Raw genomic sequence first — 21,473 nt, forward strand, 5'->3', positions numbered from 1 at the left:
CTCTGCGTCATGACCTCAGGCATACTGCGGTCATGAATACGCTGCCAGACTTAAGCCAACTGACCCATGAACAACTGCTGGAATTTACCAGACAGTTGGCAATGCAGCATCAGTCTCTGGCACAATCAAATCAAGAATTAGAAAAATCAAACCAGCAATTGGATGCCAAAGTTCAACATCTTTCCATTCTCACGCAAAAATACGAGCATGAGCTCGCACTATTTAAACAGCACAAATTTGGCAGTAAAAACGAACATCTCACCGCAAAACAAATCCATCTGTGGGACGAAGCGGTTGAAGAGGATATCGCAGCAGTTGATTTGGAACTGGAGCGGCTGAATGCAGATAAAACCGATGCAGCGACAGAGAAAGCCACAGTCAACAAACCTAAACGTCGACTGCTGCCGGATCATCTACACACCATCCGTATTGAGCATGAACCTGCATCAACCCAATGCAGTTGTGGCTGCCAGTTACGTCGTATCGGCGAAGATATCAGTGAAAAACTGCATTTCAGACCGGCACAGTTCTATAAGGAACAGCATGTGCGTGGCAAATGGGTCTGTGATCAGTGTGACACCCTGACTCAGCAAGCGATGCCCGCCTATGTGATTGATAAAGGCATTGCTTCACCTGAACTGCTCAGCCATGTGCTGGTATCGAAGTATGCCGATCATTTGCCGCTGTACCGTCAGCGCCTGATCTATCAGCGGGCGGGCATTGATCTGTCCAGATCTACTTTATCTGACTGGATAGGTCGCTGCGGTGTAGAACTGGAGCCTCTGGCCAATGCCTTAAAAGAGGTGGTGCTGCAACAGCGGGTGATCCATGCCGATGAAACGCCGGTCACCATCATGCGGATGGGTGATGATGAGAAAAAACCGAAGAAAGGTTATGTCTGGGCCTATGCCACTACACAGTACAATCCAGTTCAAGCGGTGATCTATGACTTTCAGGATAGCCGTTCAGGTCAGCATGCAGAAGAGTTCCTGAATGGCTGGCAGGGCCATCTGGTCTGTGATGATTACAGTGGTTATAAAGCACGCTTTAAATCAGGCGATGTCATTGAGGTGGGCTGCATGGCGCATGCACGTCGTAAATTCCATGAGCTACATGTGACTGGGAAAAGTCAGATCGCTGAACAGGCATTACTGATGATTCAGAAACTGTATGCGATAGAAGCAGAACTCAGGAAAAAGACCGATAGTACAGCAGAACACCGCCGCGAATACCGACAACAGCACAGCCAACCGGTGATGCAACAACTGTATGAATGGCTCAACCAACATTATCTGACGGTGCCATCGAGTTCTCCAACCGCCAAGGCCATCAATTACAGTCTGAAGCGTTGGCCAGCCTTAAGCCGCTATCTGGATGATGGCAATCTACCCATTGACAATAACTGGGCAGAGAACTCAATGCGTCCCTGGGCATTGGGCCGTAAGAACTGGTTGTTTGCAGGTTCGCTGCGCAGTGGACAGCGAGCGGCAAATATCATGACTTTAATCCAGTCAGCAAAGCTGAATGGGTTGGATCCGTATGCCTATCTCAGTGATGTGCTGAAAAGGCTGCCGACGCATAAAGCGACCCAAATAGAAGAATTACTACCACATCGCTGGAAATCCAACTCAAATTAAAAAATAGGCATGGGGTTCAGCGGACGCTTACAAAAAAGGAGCAAAAATTGCTTCTTGAAAGCATAGCTTTTGCTTTAGGTTCTAGATATGTATCTCTTTAAAATATGCGGCATTATTTTCCTTGTCATCCTTGCTGTCTCTCTCATAGTTTTAGGTCTTATTTATCAGGATCCTTTATTTGCTTTGATAGGGCTATTGTTCACGGTTTGCGCAGTATTATTATTTTCCATGATCAAGGATAGTCTTGCTGACTTTTAGATCACTCATTTTGTTTAAAAGTTTAAAGATTTGGACTAGAGATAAAGGTGAATAGTAGGATGATAGCGATCAATATTATGCACCGAGATGGAATCAACAATTTAGAAAAATAATTGTGTTGAAAAGTCTTTGGATTAATCAGTGGAATAAGAAAGACTTATATGGTCAACCAGTCATGTGGATTAGTTTGATCAGATGACCTGATAACACACTTATTGCTGGACGCTATTTTATAGAAGTTCATCGAAAGATGGGCTTTTTTGTTGCCTAAAATAAAGCTTTATCAAGTTCAAACTAGAAATTATTGACTCCAAAGATCACAATTTAGACTTTTTATGTATGGATAGATATTTAATTTCTATATATATTTGTCATGAATTGGCTATTGTTTGACCGTTGTACATTTCGTCAACAATCCTGAATCAGCGCAAAATGATAAAGGGGAAGAGCCCACAGCAATGTGGGCTTTTTTATTGCCTAAAGAAAAGTTTGGCTTAATTTCTTACTATGTATCTGGCTTGAATAGCCTAGCTAAGCTAAGTAATAGATCTGGTCAAAGAGACTGAGATTAACTAGAAATTTGAATAAGTGACTTATTTCTATTTTATCGGTCAATATGATTGTTAATCATCGACTTAATATCAAAGTGTGATTGACTGCATATAATATTTTCATTATATTTTACCATATGTTCAAAAAACTCCACGTTTTGAATTTAGAGTTCTGCCCACATCGTCCCCAATGATGTGGGTTTTTTTTGACTCAATTATACTGATTATTATTTTTATTTACTTATGCTTAATTTAAGAACGCTAGAAACAGTAGTATCTAGTTCCGTGGAGAAGCTATTTTTACATCAATAGGTATGATAGATTAGAGTTATGGCGGTAACTGCCAATGTGGGTCAGTCCAGCAAGTTTATCTTGTGACACTCCCGCCGTTTGAAATGTTACTATGAAGAAGCTCGCCAAATGGTGGGCTTTTTTCGCATCGATAGGTGTGATAAATTATATTTAAGCTGGCAACCAGCGTTGCGGGTCAGTTTTTCAAGTTTATCTTGATTGACTCCCGACTTAAGAAGCGTTGCTATGAAGAAGCTCATCGAAAGGTGGGCTTTTTTGTTGGTTTATTAAACAAAAGGGTTCATACTAAGGCCCATGCTTAAATTAAGTTGAATCTTTTGAAAAACAAAAGAGTTGTAATTTTAGGCGGAGTATTTTTGGCATTTATATTCTTTCTGTGTTTCCATTTATATAATCTTTCTAGCGAACAAGTGCTACTTTTAAGGTTCTCCAAAATTGATGATGAACAAGCTAAAAACTACAATGACGTGTTAAAGCCTACCCGCTTAACCTCCCCAAGTTAGGCGGGTTATTTTTTGTCTGGAGAAAAGTATACTCCATATCCTATTCTGCTTATTCGGTCTGCATGGCATAACTGAGATTAGCGACGGCAAGAAAGAATGCCGGGATTGTTTGAAAGAAGTTAGTGGTAAGAGCGATTAATATAATCGTTATATTCACTGATAAATCAGTAAATTGCTCCAAAATGGTTTTGACGAATGGAGTTAATTGGAATACTTTGTATGTTGCTAAGTGTTTAAAAAGCTCCACATTTGAATTTAAAGTTTCACCCACATCAACCCTAATGGTGTGGGTATTTTTTGACTTAATTAAGAATGCTTAAAAGAATCTAAGTGATTAATTATTATTCGATATCCTCTTGATCTTCAACAAATAATTATATTCAGCTGTAATAATCATCTGTTAGGATCTTTGCTCAGAAAAACAATGAAATAGATTTTTGACCTCACATGGGCCTGCTTAATTTGGGAGAGTTAAGCAGGCTTTTTTTATTTCTAAATCACCCGACGTATTACGGCAATCAAATCCCCTCGCATTCTAGATGTTGAGGGGATGTTCTTTTCTTATTGATGATATCCATGATAGACAAAGTCCAAGCAAAACAAAACTTAGATTTTTGCAGTGCTGAGCTGTCAATGTATCAGAATGGTAGTCATTTTAATTCTTAGACCCATCAAATGAGTACGCTTGATAAGCTCATGATTGAACTAAAAAAATAAATTAAGAATTTAGCTAATGTATTAAGTTAAAATCTTATTTTTCTCAAATTAGTTAAAGAGCTTTGAAGAATCTATAGATGATTATCTTATAGATTATCGAGATCTAACCGAGACCCAATCAATGCAACTCAGCGCAACCTATATTTATTTTAAGTTATTAGAAATAGAAGAGAATCTAGTCTGATGCAATCTCTAGCTATTCATTACAGACTCAGTTTTTTCTACTTTTTTTATTATGCGATTGTGGGCGCATTCATGCCTTTCTGGAGTCTGTATCTGGAAGATCAAGGCTTTAATTATCAGGAAATTGGGATTTTATCTTCGATTGCGATTGTCACCCGATTTTTTGCGCCATTTATTTGGGGGTGGATTGCAGACAAATCCGGGAAACGCATGTTGCTGGTGCGTATAGCTACCTGGATGGAAGCCTGTATCTGGTTCATGATTTTTATCATTCTAAATAGCTTCCACTCAGTCGCTTTGCTTATGCTGATTTTCAGTTTCTTTCAGAATGCAATTTTGGCTCAGTTTGAAGGCGTGACTTTATTCTGGTTAGGTGAGAAAAGGGCAGAGCTCTATGGCAAAGTGCGTAAGTGGGGATCTATTGGATTTATTATTGGCGTATTTGGTTTAGGGGCAATTTTTGAAATTATCAGCATCAGTATGCTACCAATCTTATTGCTCTGTATTTCATTTCTGGCTTTTCTCTGGTCATTTACCATCAAAGAACCTACAGCAGCACCGACAGCTCAGAAAAAACTCGAAGCCTTATGGCCGATCTTCAAGCGTCCAGTGGTATACAGTTTTTTCCTGATTGAATTGATCATGCTGTTTTCGCATGCACCGTTTTATAGTTTTTATAGTAACTATCTCAGCCAGAATGGATTCAGTACCAGTCAGATCGGATTGCTTTGGTCGGTTGGAGTCATTGCTGAAATCATTATGTTTGCCTACGCTACATTCTTTCTGACACGCTGGTCATGGCGTCATCTGGTGATGTTATGCCTGTTAATGACCGGTTTAAGATGGCTGACTGTAGGCCTATTTCCATCGTTATTTCTGGCACAGTTTTTTGCCCAGACCATTCATGCCTTGAGTTTTGGCTTATTTCATATGATTGCCATGAGGGTTATTTTCCAGAACTTCTCGGCCGGACAGCAAGGCCGTGGACAGGCACTGTATAGCACCATGTGGGGCCTAGGCGTGGCGAGTGGCAGCATTCTTGCCGGTCGTTATTGGGATCAGGTCGGTGGCACATCAATCTTTATTGCTGCTGCGCTGTCGACCTTGCTGGGCCTGTTGCTTGTATTTGGCTTACCCAACAAAGTCGAACTACAAAAGCAGGGTTAAGATACAATTGAATAATTAAATGCGGATTTTGGAATATTGATCAAACCAGGGCTGAGCCTGCTCTAATTGAGCGGCCAGTTGCAACAGTAAATCTTCACGGGCAAATGGTGCAATGAACTGTGAACCCAAAGGCAGGTTATCTTCATTCCAGTAAAGCGGTACAGACATTGCTGGAAGACCGGTAATATTGGCTAGCTGCGTGAATGGCACCCATTTTAGGTTTTCTTTTACAATCTGATCGACCAGCTTACCTTGTGCCAATAAATGTGCCTTATTCATTTTTAATAAAGCTTTAAGAATTGGCTTCTGCCAGTTTGGGGTTTTGACTTCACCATTTTTGGGTGCAACAGTGGCCGTGGCTGGCGTCAGGTAGAGATCATAATCATCAAAAAAATGATTCATCTGGGTCACATATTGTCCCCAGTTGGTCAGATTCTGGATATATTCAATCGCCGTTGTTTTGGCACCAAAAGCAGCCAGAGCCAGAGAATCTAGTTCAAAATCGCCTGATCTGGATGAATAGCCTTTCTGGATTTCGTCCAGCATATAAGAAAACTGGCTAAACCATGTCGTAATAAAATCTTTAGCCAGTTGCATACCATCGATCTGCGGTTGATCCTCAACGACTTCATGACCTAAAGATTCCAGTAAACGGGCAGTCTTTTCTACTGCTTTAATAGCATCTTGAGAAACAGGTGTATCGATGCCGGAACGGGTATTAAATGCGATTTTTAATTTTTTTGGTGGTTGCTGAATGACTTCCAGATAATGTGTATGCGGACGTTGAATCGTAAACAGCGAACTGCGATCTTCACCATGAGTGGCATCTAGCATTGCTGCGCTATCCCGAACAGTCTTGGTGAGTACATGTTGAATGGCAGCACCATGCATTGCCTCACTCATTTGCGGTCCCCATGGCGTACGTCCACGGCTTGGTTTTAAACCAAACAGACCACAGTAGGAAGCAGGAATACGAATTGAGCCACCACCATCACCTGCACCGGCAATTGGCACAATACCGGCCGCCACAGCAGAAGCAGAACCGCCTGACGAGCCACCACTGTTATGTCTTAAATTCCATGGGTTTTTACAGCTTCCCCAGGCATCTGGCTCGGTAATGCCTTTAATTCCGAATTCAGGCGTATTGGTACGGCCAAAGGTGACAATACCTGCCTGTTCCCAACGGTTAACAATTTCAGCATTAGTCTCGGCGATATAACCGATGCGCTTTAAACCCTGACATCCATAAGACGTCGGATAACCTGCATATTCCTGAAACAGGTCTTTGACCAGAAATGGAACACCGGCAAAGGGACCGGACAGATCTTGCTGGGTACGCTGCAAGGCATGCTCATGCATGGGAATAATAATGGCATTGATTTCAGGATTAATATTTGCACTGCGTTCTAAAGCAACTGATAAAAGTTCACTTGAATGTACCTGTTTATTTTTAACCAGATTAGCCAGTCCTAATCCATCGTATTGTAAGTATTCTTCAAATTTCATCTGCATTCCCTAGCGTTGATATTGTTATAAGATTGTAGAAGGTTTCAGTTCAGGATGCAAGCACCACCTGATTACGTCCCAAGTGTTTGGCCTGATATAAGGCCTGATCTGCGGTATTGATCAATTGCTGTAAATCCTGAGAAAGTGGAGCATGCTGATGCGTAATCCCGAGACTGACAGTAATTGATAAAGGTGATCCATCAGGTTGATACATTGGCGTTTTAGCTACCAGTTCACGAATACGCTCGGCAATAAACTGAGCTTTGGACGGTTTAGTATCCCAAAGCAAAATCACAAATTCCTCACCACCAATACGTGCAAACAGATCTTGGGCACGTAAATTGGAACGGATGATTTCAGCAAAGTGTTGCAGTACTTTATCGCCCACATGATGGCCAAAATGATCATTTAAACGTTTGAAATGGTCGATATCCAACATAATCAGGGAAAACTGCACACTCTTGGAATGTTGCAGTAAATATTCACCTTTCTGGAAGAAAAAATGCCGGTTCATGGTCCGCGTCAGACTGTCATGATTGGCCAAGTACAATACGCGTTTAAATAGGTCGTTACGGTTCTGACTGATAATACACAGGATCAGCGGCGACAATGCCAGCATAAACAGTCCGATCCTTAATGAGATATAAATGGTCGAGTCTGCCAACGTATCATGTGTAGTGGCATAGAACTGGGTCAGGCTGTAATACATCAAAATGATTACAAAGGCATTAATAATTGCAATCGTAAAGATGCGATAGGTCAGTGCTGCCCAGATTAAAGCTGCCAAAGGATAAAGCAGGGCACCTGGACCAACAAAAATATTGCTCAGGATAATACACAGAATTACCGTGCCTGCTGGCAGCAGATAACTAAAAGAATTCTGCTTCTTTCTGCGGTTCTTAAATAGATACTTGAGATCTTTGGTTCTAGGAAAGGCTAAAAAAAGCGGCAGGACAATAATGTAATTTACCATTTCGCCTGTCCACCACAGCCCAAAATCAATCCATAAATTTTCCTTGGTCATAAAGGAATGAGGAAGATTGGGTAAGGTCGCAACGGCAAAAACTGCACTGGCCAGGCATCCTGCGAATGCACAGATGCCAAACATATGCACGAAAGTAAAGCCAGTATTGTAGTACTTATAATTGATCTGGAAATATCGGATAAAAAATAGCGATACAATCGTACTGATCAGGTTAGCAAGCGTTAGAAACAGACTCTGTAAAAGATTATTACCTGTTGCCAGATCGGCAACCATGAACGCACAGAAAGCACCTAGCCACCCGCCCATATTATTTAAATGCGGGAAGCGTAAGAACATGGCCAGCAAAGCAGCATTAGCAGGCCAGAGTATAGCTAAGTAATCCTGTGTTCTGGTCATAATGCCAATCAAACAAGTCACTAAAATAATGAAAAGAATGACCAAGTAGGCATATGTTTCAGGATTCAAGTTCTGGTCTGTGATTCGAGGCATTCGCAAATCTAAGTCCTGTATCTAATTTTTATTTGTGAAATATCACTTTGTTCGGGAAATGCTTTTTACCCAAAAGTACAACTTTATTCTTGGAATAATCTGTTTTTACTTACGTTATCAATATACGTTTGTATACGAAATATATACAAAAAAATTAAAAAAGGAAATCCATGTTTTTAAACTATAATGATAAAAATTTGTTTTATTTCGGTATTTAAACTGATGCAGAGCAGAATATGATCCCGAAAAATATGATAAGTTAAAATTAATTATTAGGATTGAAACGAAGCCTGTGAATATGAAAAAAACCTGTCTTGGCCTTGTCTTGCTCATGAGCTCATCTTGGCTAATGGCAACAGAAAATAATAATCAAGCTGCAAATAGTATTGCGAAACCTATCGAAGTTCCGAATACCTTTACCATTAATACTCGTCCTGAAATTGTCGGGCTATGGGGCATGGAAATTCCAGATAATAAGAAATGTGTTGAATACTATAATTTTAAAGGCAATAACAACGTAGTGATTAAAAGCGGTTCAGAATGGACCACAGGGCTGTATGACTATCAGCCTTCACAAGATCCTGCTGCACAGATTCCAGCGCTGATTATGCAGGTGAAATACGACAATAATGAAAAAGACTGTTCCGGCAATCAGGTAGATCAGTCAGGTGAGATTTCGCAGTATTTTGTGAAGTGGCAGAATTCCAATACCATTAATTTCTGTGCCAATGAAAAAGCAGAACAATGTTTTGCTGTGCTTCGACGCATTTTGCCTTGATTGAAGGCTAGATATAAAAAAACCGCTGAATTCAGCGGTTTTTTTATTAGATCAATTACTGGATCAAGCTTTTTCTTTGTCTTCAGCACCTTCAAGCTGCTTCAACAAATGTTTTTCCAGATAGTGAATATCCATTGCCTGTTCACAGAAATTTTCATCCTGAAGAATCAGATCTTTGTGTAATGGAATATTGGTTTTCACACCTGTCAGAATCATTTCATCCAAGGCCTGTTTCATGCGCGCAATTGCAGTTTCACGGTCTTTACCATGGGCAATTAGCTTGGCAATCATAGAATCATAATACGGCGGGATGCTGTAGCCTGGATAGATATGAGAGTCTAAACGGATACCTGCACCACCTGGCGCATAGAAAGTCTCGATTTTGCCCGGAGATGGCATGAAGTTCGATGGATCTTCTGCGTTGATACGACATTCGATCGCATGACCTTGTACGCGTACATCTTCTTGCTGGATATCCAGACCTAAGCCAGCCGCAATACGTAACTGCTGTTCAATGATGTCGATACCGGTGACCATTTCAGTCACAGGGTGTTCTACTTGAACACGGGTATTCATTTCAATAAAGAAGAATTCACCTTCTTCAAACAGGAACTCGAATGTACCGGCACCGCGATATTGCATCAATTTACAAGCATTGACACAGGCTTCAAGAATGTCAGCACGAGCCTGTTTTGGCAGGTTAGGCGCTGGCGCTTCTTCAAGTACTTTCTGGTGACGACGCTGTAAAGAACAGTCACGGTCATATAAATGGATCGCATGACCATTACCGTCGCCTAGAACCTGTACTTCGACGTGACGCGGTTTTTGCAGGAAACGTTCCATATAAACCGTGTCATCACCAAACCACATTTCTGCATCACGCTGAGCGGCTTGTACTGATTCAAGCAGGGTATCCACACGTTCTACAATGCGCATACCACGACCACCACCACCGGAAGCCGCTTTCACGATGAGCGGGAAACCAATTTCTTTGGCTTCAGCAAGCGCATTGTGAATTGTCACCGCATGATCACAGCCAGGTACAGTTGGTACCCCCGCTTTTTTCATGGCAATAATCGCAGAAACCTTGTTCCCCATCAGGCGAATATGTTCTGGACGTGGACCAATGAAGATAAAACCAGAACTTTCTACGATTTCAGCAAATTCAGCATTTTCGGACAGGAAGCCATAACCAGGGTGGATGGCATCTGCGCTGGTGATTTCAGCGGCTGTAATCAGGGCTGGAATATTCAGGTAACTGTCGCTGCTCGCGCCAGGACCAATACACACGGCTTCGTCACAGAAGCGTAAGTGCATCAGGTCTTTGTCAGCGTCTGAATAGACACCGACGGTTTTAATTCCTAAAGTTTTGCAAGCTCGGGCAATGCGCAGGGCAATCTCACCTCGGTTTGCAATTAAAACTTTTTGCAACATTATGAATCCCCGAAGTGATTAGGCGCGGTAACGGAAAAGTGGCTGACCAAACTGAATCACTTCACCATTTTTCACCAGAATTTCTTCAATCACGCCGCTTTGAGTTGCTTCAATCGGGTTCATGATTTTCATTGCTTCAATGATACCCAGTGTTTCACCAGCAGAAACAGTTTGGCCAATTTTTACAAAAGGTGCTTCGCCTGGGCTTGGAGCTGCATAGAACACTCCAACCATTGGAGATTTTTCAACTGCACCACGAGGAGATTTAGCTGCAGGGACGTCAGCTGCAGGTGCAGGCATTGCAGGAACAGCTGCTGCAACTACTGGATTACGACGAGTCAGAGCAATCGACTGATCACCTTCCTTAACTTCAATCGCCTGTAAGTCAGATTCAATCATCAAATCGATGAGCTTCTTGATTTTACGGATATCCATGAGACAGTATTCCTAATTAAGATTGTTTAGAAGATTGTATTTTTTCAATGACATAGTCGAGTGCGGCAGCATAGCCTTTTGCACCTAGACCACAGATCACGCCAATAGCTTTATCGGATAGATATGAATGATGTCGGAATGCCTCACGTGCATGGACGTTAGACAGGTGGACTTCAATAAACGGGATTGCCACGCCAAGAAGTGCATCACGAACTGCAACTGAGGTATGTGTCAGGGCAGCAGGATTAATAATGATATATTGCACGCCGTCTTGTTGGGCTTGATGAATTCGGTCAACAATTGCGCCTTCCCAGTTGCTCTGGAAAGTGTCAAGTTGTAAAGTAGCTTTTTCAGCCTGAGCAGTGAGCTGCTGATTAATATCTTCTAGAGTTAAATAACCATAAACTTCGGGTTCGCGCTTTCCTAGCAAATTTAAATTCGGTCCATGAATAACCAAAATGGTCGAAGTCATCTATGGTGCTCCAGTTAAAAAGTTTCAGGATAGGTTTGCAAGATGTCTACAAACTTCGCCTATTATGGCATGAATTCCTACATTATTTTTATAATTTCTTTGAATTGACATAGAAAAGCATGTACCACGCAGTGGCCACATAATGAAAACTTTGCAAGCATTTAGCAATGTTCAAAACTACCAAATCTTCGTCTTTTACATCATTTTTATATTTTAGATGAATTGGCTGAATTGTTACATTTATGCTGTGTAAGTTAGACCTCAATGTTTATTCATAATTCTTTTAAATTGAGTGTTTATTCGGCAATGGCTTGTCAAAAATAAAAATTATTACTCGAAGTCTCTGCTCATATCAAAAATTGTGGTGATCGGTAAAAGACCGGATTTTCATTAGATTTTTGAATGAATCAGAATTTTATTCTATTCATTATTCTGTAAACTAAAATATCAAACTTGGAATAAAAATCAAAAAGTTATTTGATAAATGGTATGAAGTGAAGTTTAGTATTAAATGGGTTTTATGTCGCTAGTAAAGCAAGTCACACATTATTTTTCTGCAAAAAGAGATAGGCTCATTGCTACTGAACATTGGCTAAATGATACTGGCCGTAAAAGTAAAATTAAAAACTTATGATTCTTCATTAATCTTTTACTGGCCTCATCTAATATTGACGAATGTGCTCAATTTTCTAAAGCTTACCTTTATTTGTAATTCTTTATGTTCGCTCAATAACATTGGCAAAATGGCACTTCATGTATAGGCGTTGTTATTCATCTGAATGTTGCCTATGTTTTAAATGATGAATTTTTAAGCTTAAGAACAAGATGGTATGCGGAATTACAATGATAAATGGGATAGCTAAGTTCAGTTAAAGTGCAATATGAATAGATATTCTGGATTAAAAGCTAATGGTATCTGATTGTATTTTGAACACATATTGATTATATAAGCTATTCAGAATCACAGAATAAAACCCAAGCAGACTTGATAAGCTATAATGAAGATCCCGTCAAAATACTATCGAAGCTGTTATGACACCTGCATGCAAATTATTAAAATCTCAAAAAATTGAATATAGCATTCACGAATATGAACATGATGCCAATGCCAAAAGCTTTGGTCTGGAAGCGGCAGAAAAGTTAGGATTAGCAGTAGAAGAAGTATTCAAAACTTTATTAGTCACGGATGAGAAGCAGTATTTTGTGGCAGTTCTTCCAGTCAACCATCAGTTAAACCTGAAAAAAGTAGCATCAGCCTTTGGTTGTAAAAAGCTACAAATGGCAGATCCTAAACAGGCAGAACGTCTAACGGGTTATCTTGTCGGGGGAATTAGTCCGGTTGGGCAGAAAAAACGCCTGAAAACTGTCATTGACGCATCTGCGGAACAGCTGAATAAAATCTATGTCAGTGGGGGTAAACGTGGTCTGGATATTGGTTTAAAACCTGCGGATCTGGCTAAGGTCCTAGATGCTAAATTTGTGGATGTATTGGATATCTAAAATTTTAAGTATTCTTCAATAAAACTATCTTACTGAGAAGCGTTCATATCAATGGACGCTTCAACTTTTCTAGTTTTTCATATTTCTATTCTGTCGGAAAAATCAGCATGGTTTTTTCTTCATTGTATAGTGGATGATTGAGATCCACGGCCTGACTGTGGATTGAACAAAGATAAAAACAATAAAATAGAAAATATGGAGAATACCGCATGGAAATCCAGAAAACACGATTATCACGGTTCTGTATGAGCTTGTCCGCGATGGCCATGCTCTCAGTCTTTTCAACAGCACAGGCAGACTCGTCTATCTTGCCTCAGCCACCCAATTCCCAGCAAGTTTTCTTTGTGGGTAATAACTGGGATGGAACAGTTACAGTGATTCGATCTTCAGGTGACTTTGGCAAGGTTGGTGTGATCAACATGATTCCTGATCGTAAGGAGCGTCTGAAGGAAATTCATCTCAATCCCATTAAACTGATTGCCTATACCTATATTCAAGCCACAGCAGGTGAAGGTAATGATCAGCTGGTCGACGATATGTATTCCACACCAGATGGACAGTCAGTGGTCGCATCCCGTCCAAGTTTTGCCGATGTGGTCTCGATTAACATCAAGACAGGCAAGATTAACTGGCGTACTCCGGTTGAAGGCTTCCGTGCTGATCACATGGCAGTTTCACCAGATGGCCAGCGTGTCGCGGTTTCTGCATCATCCGGAAATGTGGTGCATGTACTGGATATTCATACTGGTAAGGAACTTGGTCGATTTGCGACAGGTGATAAACCGCATGAAAATATCTACTTTAATAATGGCAAAAAAATTCTGAACTCGGCCATTGGTAATGTAGAAACCTCTCTGGATGCTCAGTGGCAGGATTTCACCAAGGATAAACGCTATATCACTATTGCAGATGCCAATACGCATCAGGTACTTAAGAAAATTGACTTTAGACCGGCATTGGATGCTTTTGGTCGAAAGGATTTATCTAATTCAGTGCGGCCGATGGTCTTTAGCAAAGATGAAAGCAAACTCTATGCTCAGGTATCATTTTTTAATGGTTTGATTGAGTATGACTTAAACCAGAATAAAGTGACCCGTATTGGGCAGTTGCCAGGTAGCGATAGCATTCCCAAAGATCGTACCAAATGGGTGAATGATTCCCGCCATCATGGTTTATCGATCAGTGCTGATGGTGAGAAGCTCTGTGTTGCGGGCACGATGGATAATTACGCCACTATTGTGGATCGTCAGAGTCTGACTGCCGGAAAATTGATTCCTGCAGGTAAACCATACTGGGCCACCCGAAGTCCGGATGGCCGTAGCTGTATCATTTCAGAAAGTGAAACGGATGTGGTGACCGTAATTGATTTTGCGACAGGCAATAAAGTGACCAGTGTACCTGTAGGCAATCATCCACAGCGTGTCCGGATTGGTTATGCTCCAGCAGACTGGTCTACGCCGTAGCAAATCATGGCTTAAAAAGAGCAATGTGTTATGAACATTGCTCTAAGCATTGTAGGTGGCATATATGAGGAACAAAACACTTACTTTATATCTGCTGGCGGGAATGTTATTAATCAGTATTCTGGCTGGGATTGCTTATCAGGTTCATAAGGATATTTATAAGGCAGAATTCAATATACTGAAACCTGATGATCAGATGACTTTTGCAACTAAATCTCTAATTACTTCGAATTTAAATCCTAAAACAGCTGTACCGGCAAGAACGGCTAGACACCCGGAAGTAGATTCTGAACAGCAGGTCTTATTACAACAGAGAGAGCAGCTTTATCTGGATTTTACCCAAATGATGAATGGCTTAAGTCAAGGTGAAAAGCCAGACGAACGCCAGCTAGATCGTTTGCTGGTACAGCAGCAGAATCTGGTGAATGCCCAGGTCGTTGCTCCAGAAGAAGCGAGAGCTCAAATAGAATTTTTACAGAAAGTTCTGCCTAAAATCTCTCCACAGCTGGATCAAGCCTTAAATGCATTGGATCAGAAAAGTTTTTAATCTTCCAGTTTAAAGCTTTACTTAGCTGTGAATACAGATCATAAATAAGCTTAATAAGAAAAAGCCCGTTAAAACGGGCTTTTTCTTCATTCATTTTTTAGATTAAAACTTATAAGCAATTCGCGGGTTTCGGGATACCAGCCAGTCGGCTTAAATGACGTGCCACTAAACCTGTATTAAACTTTTCCTGCAATAAGGCATTGTTAATTTCCGGACTCACTGTCTTCATCAAAAACTTAATCAACGGGCGGGTTGCAGGAGAATGACCAAACTGCTGATAAAATTGACGGACCGCCTGTAGCACTTCAAAATGCCAAGGAGTAAGTTGAAGTTCTAGTGTATCTGCCAGTACTTGGGCAACGTCTTCATTCCAAATGGTGTAATCGACTAAATGACCATCTTGGTCCAGTTCTAGATTCATATTTGACTCATGGATTATTTCATTGAGATGCAACGACTAAACTTCAGACATAGATCTGCAAATTCGGAGTAGTCGAGTAAAGCAATATTTTCCGATAAAGGTGATATCAGAATTTCTGCATCATTTCTTAGGATATAAACTTGCGGCAGTTGCTGTACGAAAGCATGATCCAGATACAGCACAGATTCTCCCATCAGGACCACCTGATCATCTGAAGCATGGAGCTGTGCTAACTGATCAAGGACTGGCGCCGTCGCTGCATAATCTGACTGGATCAGGTAAAGGGTTTGATCTGACATTTATTTATCCTTCGTCCTTACCAATACAATACGTGATCAAATTTTTGAACGAATTCTGAATTGAGTTCAATTAATTCAATTTCCTGTTCGCTTTGCTTTACAAAAGGAGAGTCCTGATTTTTCTGTTCAACCAGAATTGGGGTCAGGTCATAAAATTCGAAACTATCCACCAGATTTGAAGCCAGTTTAAAGGCATGTTTAAGCTGGTCAAACTGGAGTTCAGAACGTAAAAGACTCAAGGCTGCGCCTTGGAGTAATACTTTAACTTCAGCGCCGAAGGTCGCCAGTACCATCGTGGCAGACAGACTTTCATGCACCTGCAAGCTGTTCAGGTTGGCTTGAGTTAATATAACAAGTACAGATTTCACACAAGATTCCTTTTAAAAGCAACACATCCTGAAAAATGAAGCATCTAGAATTGAATTAGACGTTGTGAGGACTGAACAGCATCAGCAAGCTCGCCTAGACCGACCAATTCAAAACCATCAGCAAGATTATGTTGCTGAATATTGTGACGTTGAGCATTTTCCTGATCTGTAATCCCACGCGCTAAGGCTGCACTGACACAAACAGGTAAGCGGATATTCAGATCCTGCCAGGAACGTGTGAGATGACGCTGGTCGTCGGGCACCCATTGCAATGCATTTGCGACCGACACGCCATCTTGATAGAAAAATACACGGAAAGCTTCCTGTTTACGTTGTAAAGCTTGGGCGAGTCCAAGCGCATGCCAGGCATAAATAGAAGTCGGTGCGGAGGTAACAAGAATTAAGGTGCTCATCGAAATTCACTACAGGCTTGATCAACGCGGGATGATGATCTTGGCTACAAAGAAAGTAGGTAGTATACAATGATTTTAGATGATCTTTTCTAAAAATAAGACAAAAATTAAAAGTAAAAATAAAATTAAACTAATAAAAACAATAATTTAAAACTATGTATCAATCAAATACCATCACTAAACCTCTGACATATCTGCACAAAATCCCCTCTATTTCCTTTTATTTTTTTACTTTATAGATAGAATAAAAAGCAATCTGCACCAAATCTGCACCAAGAAATGAAACTACCCAAACCGATTCAGCGCGGCAACAGCTGGCGCATCACTGTGACTTATCAAAATAAGCGTTATTCGACCACTAAAGACTCTGCAAAAGAATGTGAGCTTTGGGCGATGGATAAATTGTCCGAGCTTCGATCTAACAAAAAAGCAATCGAACAAGGTGAAAAGCCTGCTTATCCATTTAGGGATCTATGCGCCAAATACTATCAAGAGCATGGTCGACACATGCGATCCGCACGAACAATCAATTTCAAAATAAAAAACCTTGATCGAATTGCACCAAATTTAGCAGACAAGTCTATTTATGACTTTAAGCCTGCTGATATTGCAGAGTGGCGGAACAATAGAAAAAAAGAAGTAAAGGTGGCCACGCTTAGAAATGAACACGCAATTTATTCAGCCGTGTTTACGTATGCCATGAAAGAATTGTTTTTGATTGATTCGAATGTCTGGCATTCAGTCACGATGCCAGGTAAGGAAAAATCAAGAAGTCAGCGTATCACTGAGGAAGATCAGGCTTTAATGCTCAAGGCATTAAGCTGGGACGGAACTACGACACCTGAAACATCACGCCATTATGTAGCCTGGTCATTCCTGTTTGCTTTGGAAACTGCAATGCGTCAGGGTGAAATCCTTGCCATGAAAAGACAGGATATTAAAGAAGGCTTTGTGCATTTACCGATGACTAAAAATGGTGAATCCCGAAACGTTCCATTATCCAAGGAAGCGAAACGACTTTTATCATTACTGCCTAAAACCAATAATCAACTTTTGCCAATTGATAAAGATCAATGTTGCGCCACATGGGTTCGAGCTAAGAAAAGAGCAGGACTGCCGCATATCAACTTCCATGACTCGCGGCATGAAGCTATTACAAGAATGGTGAAAGTGAGGAAATTACCGGTAGAAGTGTTGGCCAAGATTACAGGACATAAAACCATCTCGATGCTGGTGAATACTTATTACAATCCAGACGCTCAAGATCTGGTGGAAATGTTCAACGACAGTGAGAGCTAATTCGCTCTCGGTCTGCCTCTTTTAACTTTTGTGGTCAGCAAGTCATGTGCAAGGCGTGGATTGTATAGCGCCTTGCCTTGTGTACCTTGATTGATCTGGGCTAACTTTTCCCGAATCGTGGTTACTGACAAGTTGTATTTCTGAGCTAAGTGAGAAGCTGAAACCAATTCGACTTCAACTTCCTTTAACTCCTTCACTGTTGCACCGCCAATAGTCTGACCCAACATGATTTGAGGTGGTCTTTCGGCTTCAACAGTGATGGTGTAACGAGCCATTCAAAACACCTCCTTCAAACTTTGTTTTACTGATTCGGGTAACTCGAAAAAATCATTCAGAGTTTTGTCGAATTCACCACTTTCAATGAATTGATCCATCAGATTTACTTGCTTATCGATCTCTAATTCTTTGTCGACATTTGCTTGTTGAATTTCAGTCATTGGCTGGCTCCTGCTTCGATCATGGCCTTTTGCTTTACATCGTTTTCATAATAAAAATGGTATTGCTCAGGCAATTCGATACTTTTTGGAATCCAGTGAGATATATAAGAACTAACAGCTTCCCAGCCATAGCAATTTCTTTGTTTAAATCCACCTGAATATTTTTTATCTCTGGTTGCTTGAGATATTTGCCCATAGTAGTGCACAAATACTTCCTCACCTTCATCCGGCATGCGCTCGGAAGTTGAAATCCATTCCGGCACCGCTTGGGCTTTGGCTTCCTTTGCCAAGCAAATCAAACAAGGTTCTTCTTCAGGGTATTGGGAGTTAAAAATACCAGTAGGTGATTCGCATTTTTCCAAGTGTTCATCACATAGCAACAGTTTCAATTTTGCATGTTCTTGGGCTTTAACTTCTTGCTCAATAGCGTTTGCAAAGTCATAAACATAAGCGTTTAAATCCAGATTCCGGCTTGCTTGCTCTTTTAATTTGAAGCCATTTGCTAAAGCCAATTCCTTAATTTTTTCAATATCCATCACGCCACCCCATCATCTAAAAAGGTAGTTTCATCCCACCAATTAGGGTTTTCTTCTAAGTATCTAGAATGTTCATCAGCGGAAAGATCCCACTCCTCCAGGGTGACCGCCTCAGCAATGCATTCACCAACTATTTCAAATGCCTCAATAGCCTCTTTACGCAAACGTTGAACAACTTGCTCACCCAATTCTTTTGATGGAACAGGGTATAAAATTGCTTCTGAATCAGGTTCTTCGGGAATATTGACTGCCCATAATTTGTTATCTTCCATCCCACCACCTTCTTTAATTTTCATGCTGCCACCAATTTTTCATAGAATGATTCAATGGTTTCGCTTTCAAAGACAAAGTAAGAATTTTCATGAGCACCAACCATATAAACCCGAATCCCGCGATCTTCCTTAACATCCGTACCAAAAGACTCATCGCCCTGATAATCAACTCGAACAGTCTCCTTGTTTATGCAAACCGATTCGATCTGAGCGGTATTCAAAATCTTGTTTTCAATTTTTAAGAATTTCATGCTGCTTTCACTCCCTTACTACGTTCAGCCATCAGCTTTGCGTAATACTCCTGACAGTGCGGAATCTTGTCTTTGATCTTCTGAATGATTGATTCATCACGCTCAATGGTCACAGTAGTTAGGCGCTCGCGAATGTCGATGGCTTCAACCATATCGATTAATTGCTCCCGATCATCCCAATCCTTTGTAAGTTCAAGTGGGCAGGGGAATAGCCAGAAATCAATAAAGCCGCTTTCAAACTTAATTTCTTTACCAAAAGTCTTTAGGTGCCAGTCCTCATAAGCCATGAAGTAGCCATGCAATTGCACGTCATATCCAGCCTTTTTAACCTTCTCGATTGCTTCATCCATAAAGAAAGGATGGGTTCCAATATCCCATGTACATTTCGTGTCACCGATAGTTGGCGTGTTTAAATCCAGGATGTCGCATTCACCAGTGATCAAGTCTGTATTCACTCGGCCTTCATGCTTTTTGAACTTCTTGAATCGCATCTTTCCAGACATTTCGATTGCCAAATCTTCAAGCAGATTGCCTTTGGCTGTGTACTGGTTGCCAGTGAATGAGCGGAAGCCATATAGGTCTTCTTTCACCACATCGCGAATAGCTGATTTTGCTGTGTCACTAATGACAGCCGCTTTAGAGCGACCATCACCAATGAGTTTGTGTAGAGAAGAACATCGGAATAGTTTCATGGCAGCACCTCCACAGCCTGACGTTGTGCATCTGTCAGAGCGTACTCACTCAACACATAGTCTTTCTCGAACGCACCTGCTTTGACTTGCTCAAGAAGCACAGGGAATTCGGCATCTGGAACGGTCATTTTGGTTTCGATTGCACCAACACTTTCGTTGTGGTCGATGTAATCAAAATCATTAGTTTCCACATCGCGAACAATCGCCTGATCTGCAAGCTGTGCTGTCTGCATCTCAATTGAAAGTGGTGCTTGTTTGGATAACAGCAGCTTGGTCACAGTCTTAAGAGCCATAGATTCAAAGTTATCTTTCCAAACACCAGAGCCATATTTAAATGACTGGCTATATTTCCCAGCATGCTTTTTCACATCAGCAGCACTCATGTAGAGCTCAGCTGTAAAACCATTTAACAGCTTAAAGAAAGCCACATAACCAATGGCCTCACCTTGATTTGGAATGGTCCAGTCGAACTCATAACCAAGCAAGGGATTCGCTGAAATTAACTGGCCCTCATACACTGGTGTTGCTGCAATACGTGCAAACTGACCTGAACGCTGGGCCAATTGAATAAAGCCTTTGTATCCCATTTGGAATTGAGCCTCTAAAGACTCAGACCATTTACCTTGAGCATCTTTAAACTTGCGCTTGTATGGAACAATGTAAGCAAAGCCAAGGTTATTGTTAATTGGCAAATCAAGCGTTGCCGCCATCATTGCTGCATTAATTACAGTTGCCGGAACAGCACCTTTAAGCTGTGGCTGGTTCGCTACCTGCATCACTGAGGCCAAGAAGCCTTGAGTTTTTTTGCCTAGAACTTCTTCAAATTTTTGACGGATCTTTGCATCTGATACATAAGCCTTGATCGACTTAGGATCATGTTCAGCAACCTGATTTTCTGATTTTACTGGTGCATTCATCTCAAGCCACCTCTTCAAATAGTTGTTCCGCGTACTCACTCACAAGTCGCTGTAATTCTTTAATTTGTTCATCGGTCAGCGCAAATGTCTGACCTTCCTCGGCTTCAAAATTCCAAACATCCAGCAAGGTCACAGGTGTATCCTTCACCACAAGCCAAGAATGAATATCCACCGGCTCGGCATATCGCATGTCACCATTCTGACTACGCATTTGCGTCATCGTGTGAGGTAACACAGCCATTGAACAATCAGCCGTTGCATACAGGTTTTCACTAATCTGACGATACAAACCAAAAGTCAGCACGTTATCTTCAATCGAAATATCCAGATCCACTTTGAAACTCGGCAGGTCTGAAAAGTACAAATCACGGGTGAAATCTTCATTTACTTTGCAGTCAATTACCTTAGTGCTATGACCATCACGGCACAGGAATAAAGACTGGTTGCCGATGTGATGAATAGGACGCATTGCCGCACCACATCCACAGAATTGAGCGTAAGTGTTCATGCTGTTTCTCCTGCGGGTTTTGGGGTGTGTTGATATTCACCATACTTGCGAGCACCACACTCACAACGAAACAACCCTTTTTTGCTAATTCTTATTGACTGCCTTGTTGCGCTAATAAAGCCT

The 21,473-nt window shown here is 41.1% G+C and carries 24 protein-coding genes; 7 read left to right on the forward strand and 17 right to left on the reverse strand.

The annotated features are described in order from the left end of the window. Positions 1 to 32 precede the first annotated feature (32 nt). Together tnpC and F897_RS09695 are read left to right on the forward strand one after the other, a co-directional pair. The gene (gene tnpC, locus F897_RS09685) at positions 33 to 1,637 is read left to right on the forward strand and encodes an IS66 family transposase (RefSeq protein WP_004733110.1); all 1,605 of its coding nucleotides are present in this window, start codon (positions 33 to 35) and stop codon (positions 1,635 to 1,637) included. Between the two features lie 2,524 nt (positions 1,638 to 4,161). Then, positions 4,162 to 5,328 (forward strand): MFS transporter, encoded by a 1,167-nt coding sequence (locus F897_RS09695; protein ID WP_005235430.1) that lies wholly within the window; start codon positions 4,162 to 4,164, stop codon positions 5,326 to 5,328. Positions 5,329 to 5,343: 15 nt separating this feature from the next. Here F897_RS09695 and F897_RS09700 read toward each other — a convergent pair whose 3' ends face one another. Both F897_RS09700 and F897_RS09705 read right to left on the reverse strand, forming a co-directional pair. Further along, on the reverse strand, positions 5,344 to 6,834 hold the full coding sequence (locus F897_RS09700) for an amidase (protein WP_005235433.1): 1,491 nt from the start codon (positions 6,832 to 6,834) through the stop codon (positions 5,344 to 5,346). A gap of 49 nt (positions 6,835 to 6,883) precedes the next feature. After that, the gene (locus F897_RS09705) at positions 6,884 to 8,314 is read right to left on the reverse strand and encodes a sensor domain-containing diguanylate cyclase (RefSeq protein ID WP_082188713.1); all 1,431 of its coding nucleotides are present in this window, start codon (positions 8,312 to 8,314) and stop codon (positions 6,884 to 6,886) included. A 325-nt stretch (positions 8,315 to 8,639) separates the two neighbouring features. Here F897_RS09705 and F897_RS09710 point away from each other — a divergent pair, with 325 nt between their 5' ends. After that, positions 8,640 to 9,086, forward strand: a complete 447-nt coding sequence (locus F897_RS09710) for a hypothetical protein (RefSeq protein WP_171065466.1) — start codon at positions 8,640 to 8,642, stop codon at positions 9,084 to 9,086. Positions 9,087 to 9,149: 63 nt separating this feature from the next. Here the strand turns inward: F897_RS09710 and accC are convergent, their stop codons facing one another. The 3 genes from accC to aroQ are packed head-to-tail and all read right to left on the reverse strand — an operon-like array spanning position 9,150 to position 11,427. Beyond that, the gene (gene accC, locus F897_RS09715) at positions 9,150 to 10,520 is read right to left on the reverse strand and encodes an acetyl-CoA carboxylase biotin carboxylase subunit (protein WP_005235439.1); all 1,371 of its coding nucleotides are present in this window, start codon (positions 10,518 to 10,520) and stop codon (positions 9,150 to 9,152) included. 18 nt (positions 10,521 to 10,538) lie between these two features. Then, positions 10,539 to 10,955 (reverse strand): acetyl-CoA carboxylase biotin carboxyl carrier protein, encoded by a 417-nt coding sequence (accB, locus tag F897_RS09720; protein WP_004785952.1) that lies wholly within the window; start codon positions 10,953 to 10,955, stop codon positions 10,539 to 10,541. A gap of 16 nt (positions 10,956 to 10,971) precedes the next feature. Continuing rightward, a complete protein-coding gene (gene aroQ / locus F897_RS09725) occupies positions 10,972 to 11,427 on the reverse strand; it encodes a type II 3-dehydroquinate dehydratase (RefSeq protein ID WP_004785950.1) in 456 nt (151 codons plus the stop codon). Between the two features lie 1,032 nt (positions 11,428 to 12,459). On the opposite strand from aroQ, the gene ybaK reads away from it, so the two are divergent. The 3 genes from ybaK to F897_RS09740 all read left to right on the forward strand — a co-directional run bounded on the left by ybaK (position 12,460) and on the right by F897_RS09740 (position 14,937). After that, entirely contained in the window at positions 12,460 to 12,927 is a 468-nt protein-coding gene (gene ybaK / locus F897_RS09730) for a Cys-tRNA(Pro) deacylase (protein ID WP_005235440.1), read from the forward strand. A 260-nt stretch (positions 12,928 to 13,187) separates the two neighbouring features. Further along, positions 13,188 to 14,390, forward strand: coding sequence for a YncE family protein (locus tag F897_RS09735; protein WP_392388443.1), 1,203 nt, complete (start codon positions 13,188 to 13,190; stop codon positions 14,388 to 14,390). A 64-nt stretch (positions 14,391 to 14,454) separates the two neighbouring features. Further along, on the forward strand, positions 14,455 to 14,937 hold the full coding sequence (locus F897_RS09740; RefSeq protein ID WP_005235443.1) for a hypothetical protein: 483 nt from the start codon (positions 14,455 to 14,457) through the stop codon (positions 14,935 to 14,937). A 109-nt stretch (positions 14,938 to 15,046) separates the two neighbouring features. Here the strand turns inward: F897_RS09740 and F897_RS09745 are convergent, their stop codons facing one another. The 4 genes from F897_RS09745 to tusD are packed head-to-tail and all read right to left on the reverse strand — an operon-like array spanning position 15,047 to position 16,438. Beyond that, positions 15,047 to 15,358 carry a TusE/DsrC/DsvC family sulfur relay protein gene (locus F897_RS09745; RefSeq protein WP_005235445.1) on the reverse strand — a complete coding sequence of 104 codons (312 nt, stop codon included), beginning with the start codon at positions 15,356 to 15,358 and terminating at the stop codon, positions 15,047 to 15,049. Between the two features lie 14 nt (positions 15,359 to 15,372). Continuing rightward, positions 15,373 to 15,657 (reverse strand): DsrH/TusB family sulfur metabolism protein, encoded by a 285-nt coding sequence (locus F897_RS09750; protein ID WP_005235447.1) that lies wholly within the window; start codon positions 15,655 to 15,657, stop codon positions 15,373 to 15,375. A gap of 17 nt (positions 15,658 to 15,674) precedes the next feature. Beyond that, the gene (locus F897_RS09755; RefSeq protein WP_005235449.1) at positions 15,675 to 16,025 is read right to left on the reverse strand and encodes a hypothetical protein; all 351 of its coding nucleotides are present in this window, start codon (positions 16,023 to 16,025) and stop codon (positions 15,675 to 15,677) included. Positions 16,026 to 16,069: 44 nt separating this feature from the next. Beyond that, a complete protein-coding gene (gene tusD / locus F897_RS09760; RefSeq protein WP_005235450.1) occupies positions 16,070 to 16,438 on the reverse strand; it encodes a sulfurtransferase complex subunit TusD in 369 nt (122 codons plus the stop codon). A gap of 279 nt (positions 16,439 to 16,717) precedes the next feature. On the opposite strand from tusD, the gene F897_RS09765 reads away from it, so the two are divergent. Continuing rightward, positions 16,718 to 17,737: a tyrosine-type recombinase/integrase gene (locus F897_RS09765; protein WP_005235452.1), complete on the forward strand. Its 1,020-nt coding sequence runs from the start codon at positions 16,718 to 16,720 to the stop codon at positions 17,735 to 17,737. On the opposite strand, the gene F897_RS09770 is transcribed toward F897_RS09765, so the two are convergent. The 8 genes from F897_RS09770 to F897_RS09800 are packed head-to-tail and all read right to left on the reverse strand — an operon-like array spanning position 17,734 to position 21,350. Beyond that, positions 17,734 to 18,012 (reverse strand): hypothetical protein, encoded by a 279-nt coding sequence (locus F897_RS09770; RefSeq protein WP_005235459.1) that lies wholly within the window; start codon positions 18,010 to 18,012, stop codon positions 17,734 to 17,736. The genes F897_RS09765 and F897_RS09770 overlap by 4 nt on opposite strands. Beyond that, positions 18,013 to 18,174: a hypothetical protein gene (locus F897_RS17705; protein WP_005235461.1), complete on the reverse strand. Its 162-nt coding sequence runs from the start codon at positions 18,172 to 18,174 to the stop codon at positions 18,013 to 18,015. Next, complete coding sequence (locus F897_RS09775) at positions 18,171 to 18,710, reverse strand: DUF551 domain-containing protein (RefSeq protein ID WP_005235463.1); 540 nt, start codon at positions 18,708 to 18,710, stop codon at positions 18,171 to 18,173. The genes F897_RS17705 and F897_RS09775 overlap by 4 nt, the downstream gene beginning before the upstream one ends. Next, positions 18,710 to 19,006: a hypothetical protein gene (locus F897_RS09780; protein ID WP_005235464.1), complete on the reverse strand. Its 297-nt coding sequence runs from the start codon at positions 19,004 to 19,006 to the stop codon at positions 18,710 to 18,712. Before F897_RS09780 ends, F897_RS09775 begins: the two co-directional genes overlap by 1 nt. After that, positions 19,003 to 19,233 carry a hypothetical protein gene (locus F897_RS09785; RefSeq protein WP_005235465.1) on the reverse strand — a complete coding sequence of 77 codons (231 nt, stop codon included), beginning with the start codon at positions 19,231 to 19,233 and terminating at the stop codon, positions 19,003 to 19,005. The genes F897_RS09780 and F897_RS09785 overlap by 4 nt, the downstream gene beginning before the upstream one ends. Next, positions 19,230 to 19,925, reverse strand: a complete 696-nt coding sequence (locus F897_RS09790; protein ID WP_005235466.1) for a PH domain-containing protein — start codon at positions 19,923 to 19,925, stop codon at positions 19,230 to 19,232. Before F897_RS09790 ends, F897_RS09785 begins: the two co-directional genes overlap by 4 nt. Then, on the reverse strand, positions 19,922 to 20,842 hold the full coding sequence (locus F897_RS09795) for a recombinase RecT (protein ID WP_005235467.1): 921 nt from the start codon (positions 20,840 to 20,842) through the stop codon (positions 19,922 to 19,924). Before F897_RS09795 ends, F897_RS09790 begins: the two co-directional genes overlap by 4 nt. A gap of 1 nt (position 20,843) precedes the next feature. After that, complete coding sequence (locus F897_RS09800) at positions 20,844 to 21,350, reverse strand: hypothetical protein (RefSeq protein WP_005235468.1); 507 nt, start codon at positions 21,348 to 21,350, stop codon at positions 20,844 to 20,846. Positions 21,351 to 21,473 lie beyond the last annotated feature (123 nt).

Origin of the sequence: Acinetobacter variabilis (assembly GCF_000369625.1) — a bacterium.
Lineage (GTDB): Bacteria > Pseudomonadota > Gammaproteobacteria > Pseudomonadales > Moraxellaceae > Acinetobacter > Acinetobacter variabilis.

Excerpts from the sequence above, each read along its gene's own strand:
- tnpC (WP_004733110.1), top strand. The coding sequence starts at position 33 with ATGAATACGCTGCCAGACTTAAGCCAACTGACCCATGAACAACTGCTG.
- F897_RS09695 (WP_005235430.1), top strand. The coding sequence starts at position 4,162 with ATGCAATCTCTAGCTATTCATTACAGACTCAGTTTTTTCTACTTTTTT.
- F897_RS09700 (WP_005235433.1), bottom strand. The coding sequence starts at position 6,834 with ATGAAATTTGAAGAATACTTACAATACGATGGATTAGGACTGGCTAAT.
- F897_RS09710 (WP_171065466.1), top strand. The coding sequence starts at position 8,640 with ATGAGCTCATCTTGGCTAATGGCAACAGAAAATAATAATCAAGCTGCA.
- accC (WP_005235439.1), bottom strand. The coding sequence starts at position 10,520 with ATGTTGCAAAAAGTTTTAATTGCAAACCGAGGTGAGATTGCCCTGCGC.
- accB (WP_004785952.1), bottom strand. The coding sequence starts at position 10,955 with ATGGATATCCGTAAAATCAAGAAGCTCATCGATTTGATGATTGAATCT.
- aroQ (WP_004785950.1), bottom strand. The coding sequence starts at position 11,427 with ATGACTTCGACCATTTTGGTTATTCATGGACCGAATTTAAATTTGCTA.
- ybaK (WP_005235440.1), top strand. The coding sequence starts at position 12,460 with ATGACACCTGCATGCAAATTATTAAAATCTCAAAAAATTGAATATAGC.
- F897_RS09735 (WP_392388443.1), top strand. The coding sequence starts at position 13,188 with ATGGCCATGCTCTCAGTCTTTTCAACAGCACAGGCAGACTCGTCTATC.
- F897_RS09740 (WP_005235443.1), top strand. The coding sequence starts at position 14,455 with ATGAGGAACAAAACACTTACTTTATATCTGCTGGCGGGAATGTTATTA.
- F897_RS09745 (WP_005235445.1), bottom strand. The coding sequence starts at position 15,358 with ATGAATCTAGAACTGGACCAAGATGGTCATTTAGTCGATTACACCATT.
- F897_RS09750 (WP_005235447.1), bottom strand. The coding sequence starts at position 15,657 with ATGTCAGATCAAACCCTTTACCTGATCCAGTCAGATTATGCAGCGACG.
- tusD (WP_005235450.1), bottom strand. The coding sequence starts at position 16,438 with ATGAGCACCTTAATTCTTGTTACCTCCGCACCGACTTCTATTTATGCC.
- F897_RS09765 (WP_005235452.1), top strand. The coding sequence starts at position 16,718 with ATGAAACTACCCAAACCGATTCAGCGCGGCAACAGCTGGCGCATCACT.
- F897_RS09770 (WP_005235459.1), bottom strand. The coding sequence starts at position 18,012 with ATGGCTCGTTACACCATCACTGTTGAAGCCGAAAGACCACCTCAAATC.
- F897_RS17705 (WP_005235461.1), bottom strand. The coding sequence starts at position 18,174 with ATGACTGAAATTCAACAAGCAAATGTCGACAAAGAATTAGAGATCGAT.
- F897_RS09775 (WP_005235463.1), bottom strand. The coding sequence starts at position 18,710 with ATGGATATTGAAAAAATTAAGGAATTGGCTTTAGCAAATGGCTTCAAA.
- F897_RS09780 (WP_005235464.1), bottom strand. The coding sequence starts at position 19,006 with ATGAAAATTAAAGAAGGTGGTGGGATGGAAGATAACAAATTATGGGCA.
- F897_RS09785 (WP_005235465.1), bottom strand. The coding sequence starts at position 19,233 with ATGAAATTCTTAAAAATTGAAAACAAGATTTTGAATACCGCTCAGATC.
- F897_RS09790 (WP_005235466.1), bottom strand. The coding sequence starts at position 19,925 with ATGAAACTATTCCGATGTTCTTCTCTACACAAACTCATTGGTGATGGT.
- F897_RS09795 (WP_005235467.1), bottom strand. The coding sequence starts at position 20,842 with ATGAATGCACCAGTAAAATCAGAAAATCAGGTTGCTGAACATGATCCT.
- F897_RS09800 (WP_005235468.1), bottom strand. The coding sequence starts at position 21,350 with ATGAACACTTACGCTCAATTCTGTGGATGTGGTGCGGCAATGCGTCCT.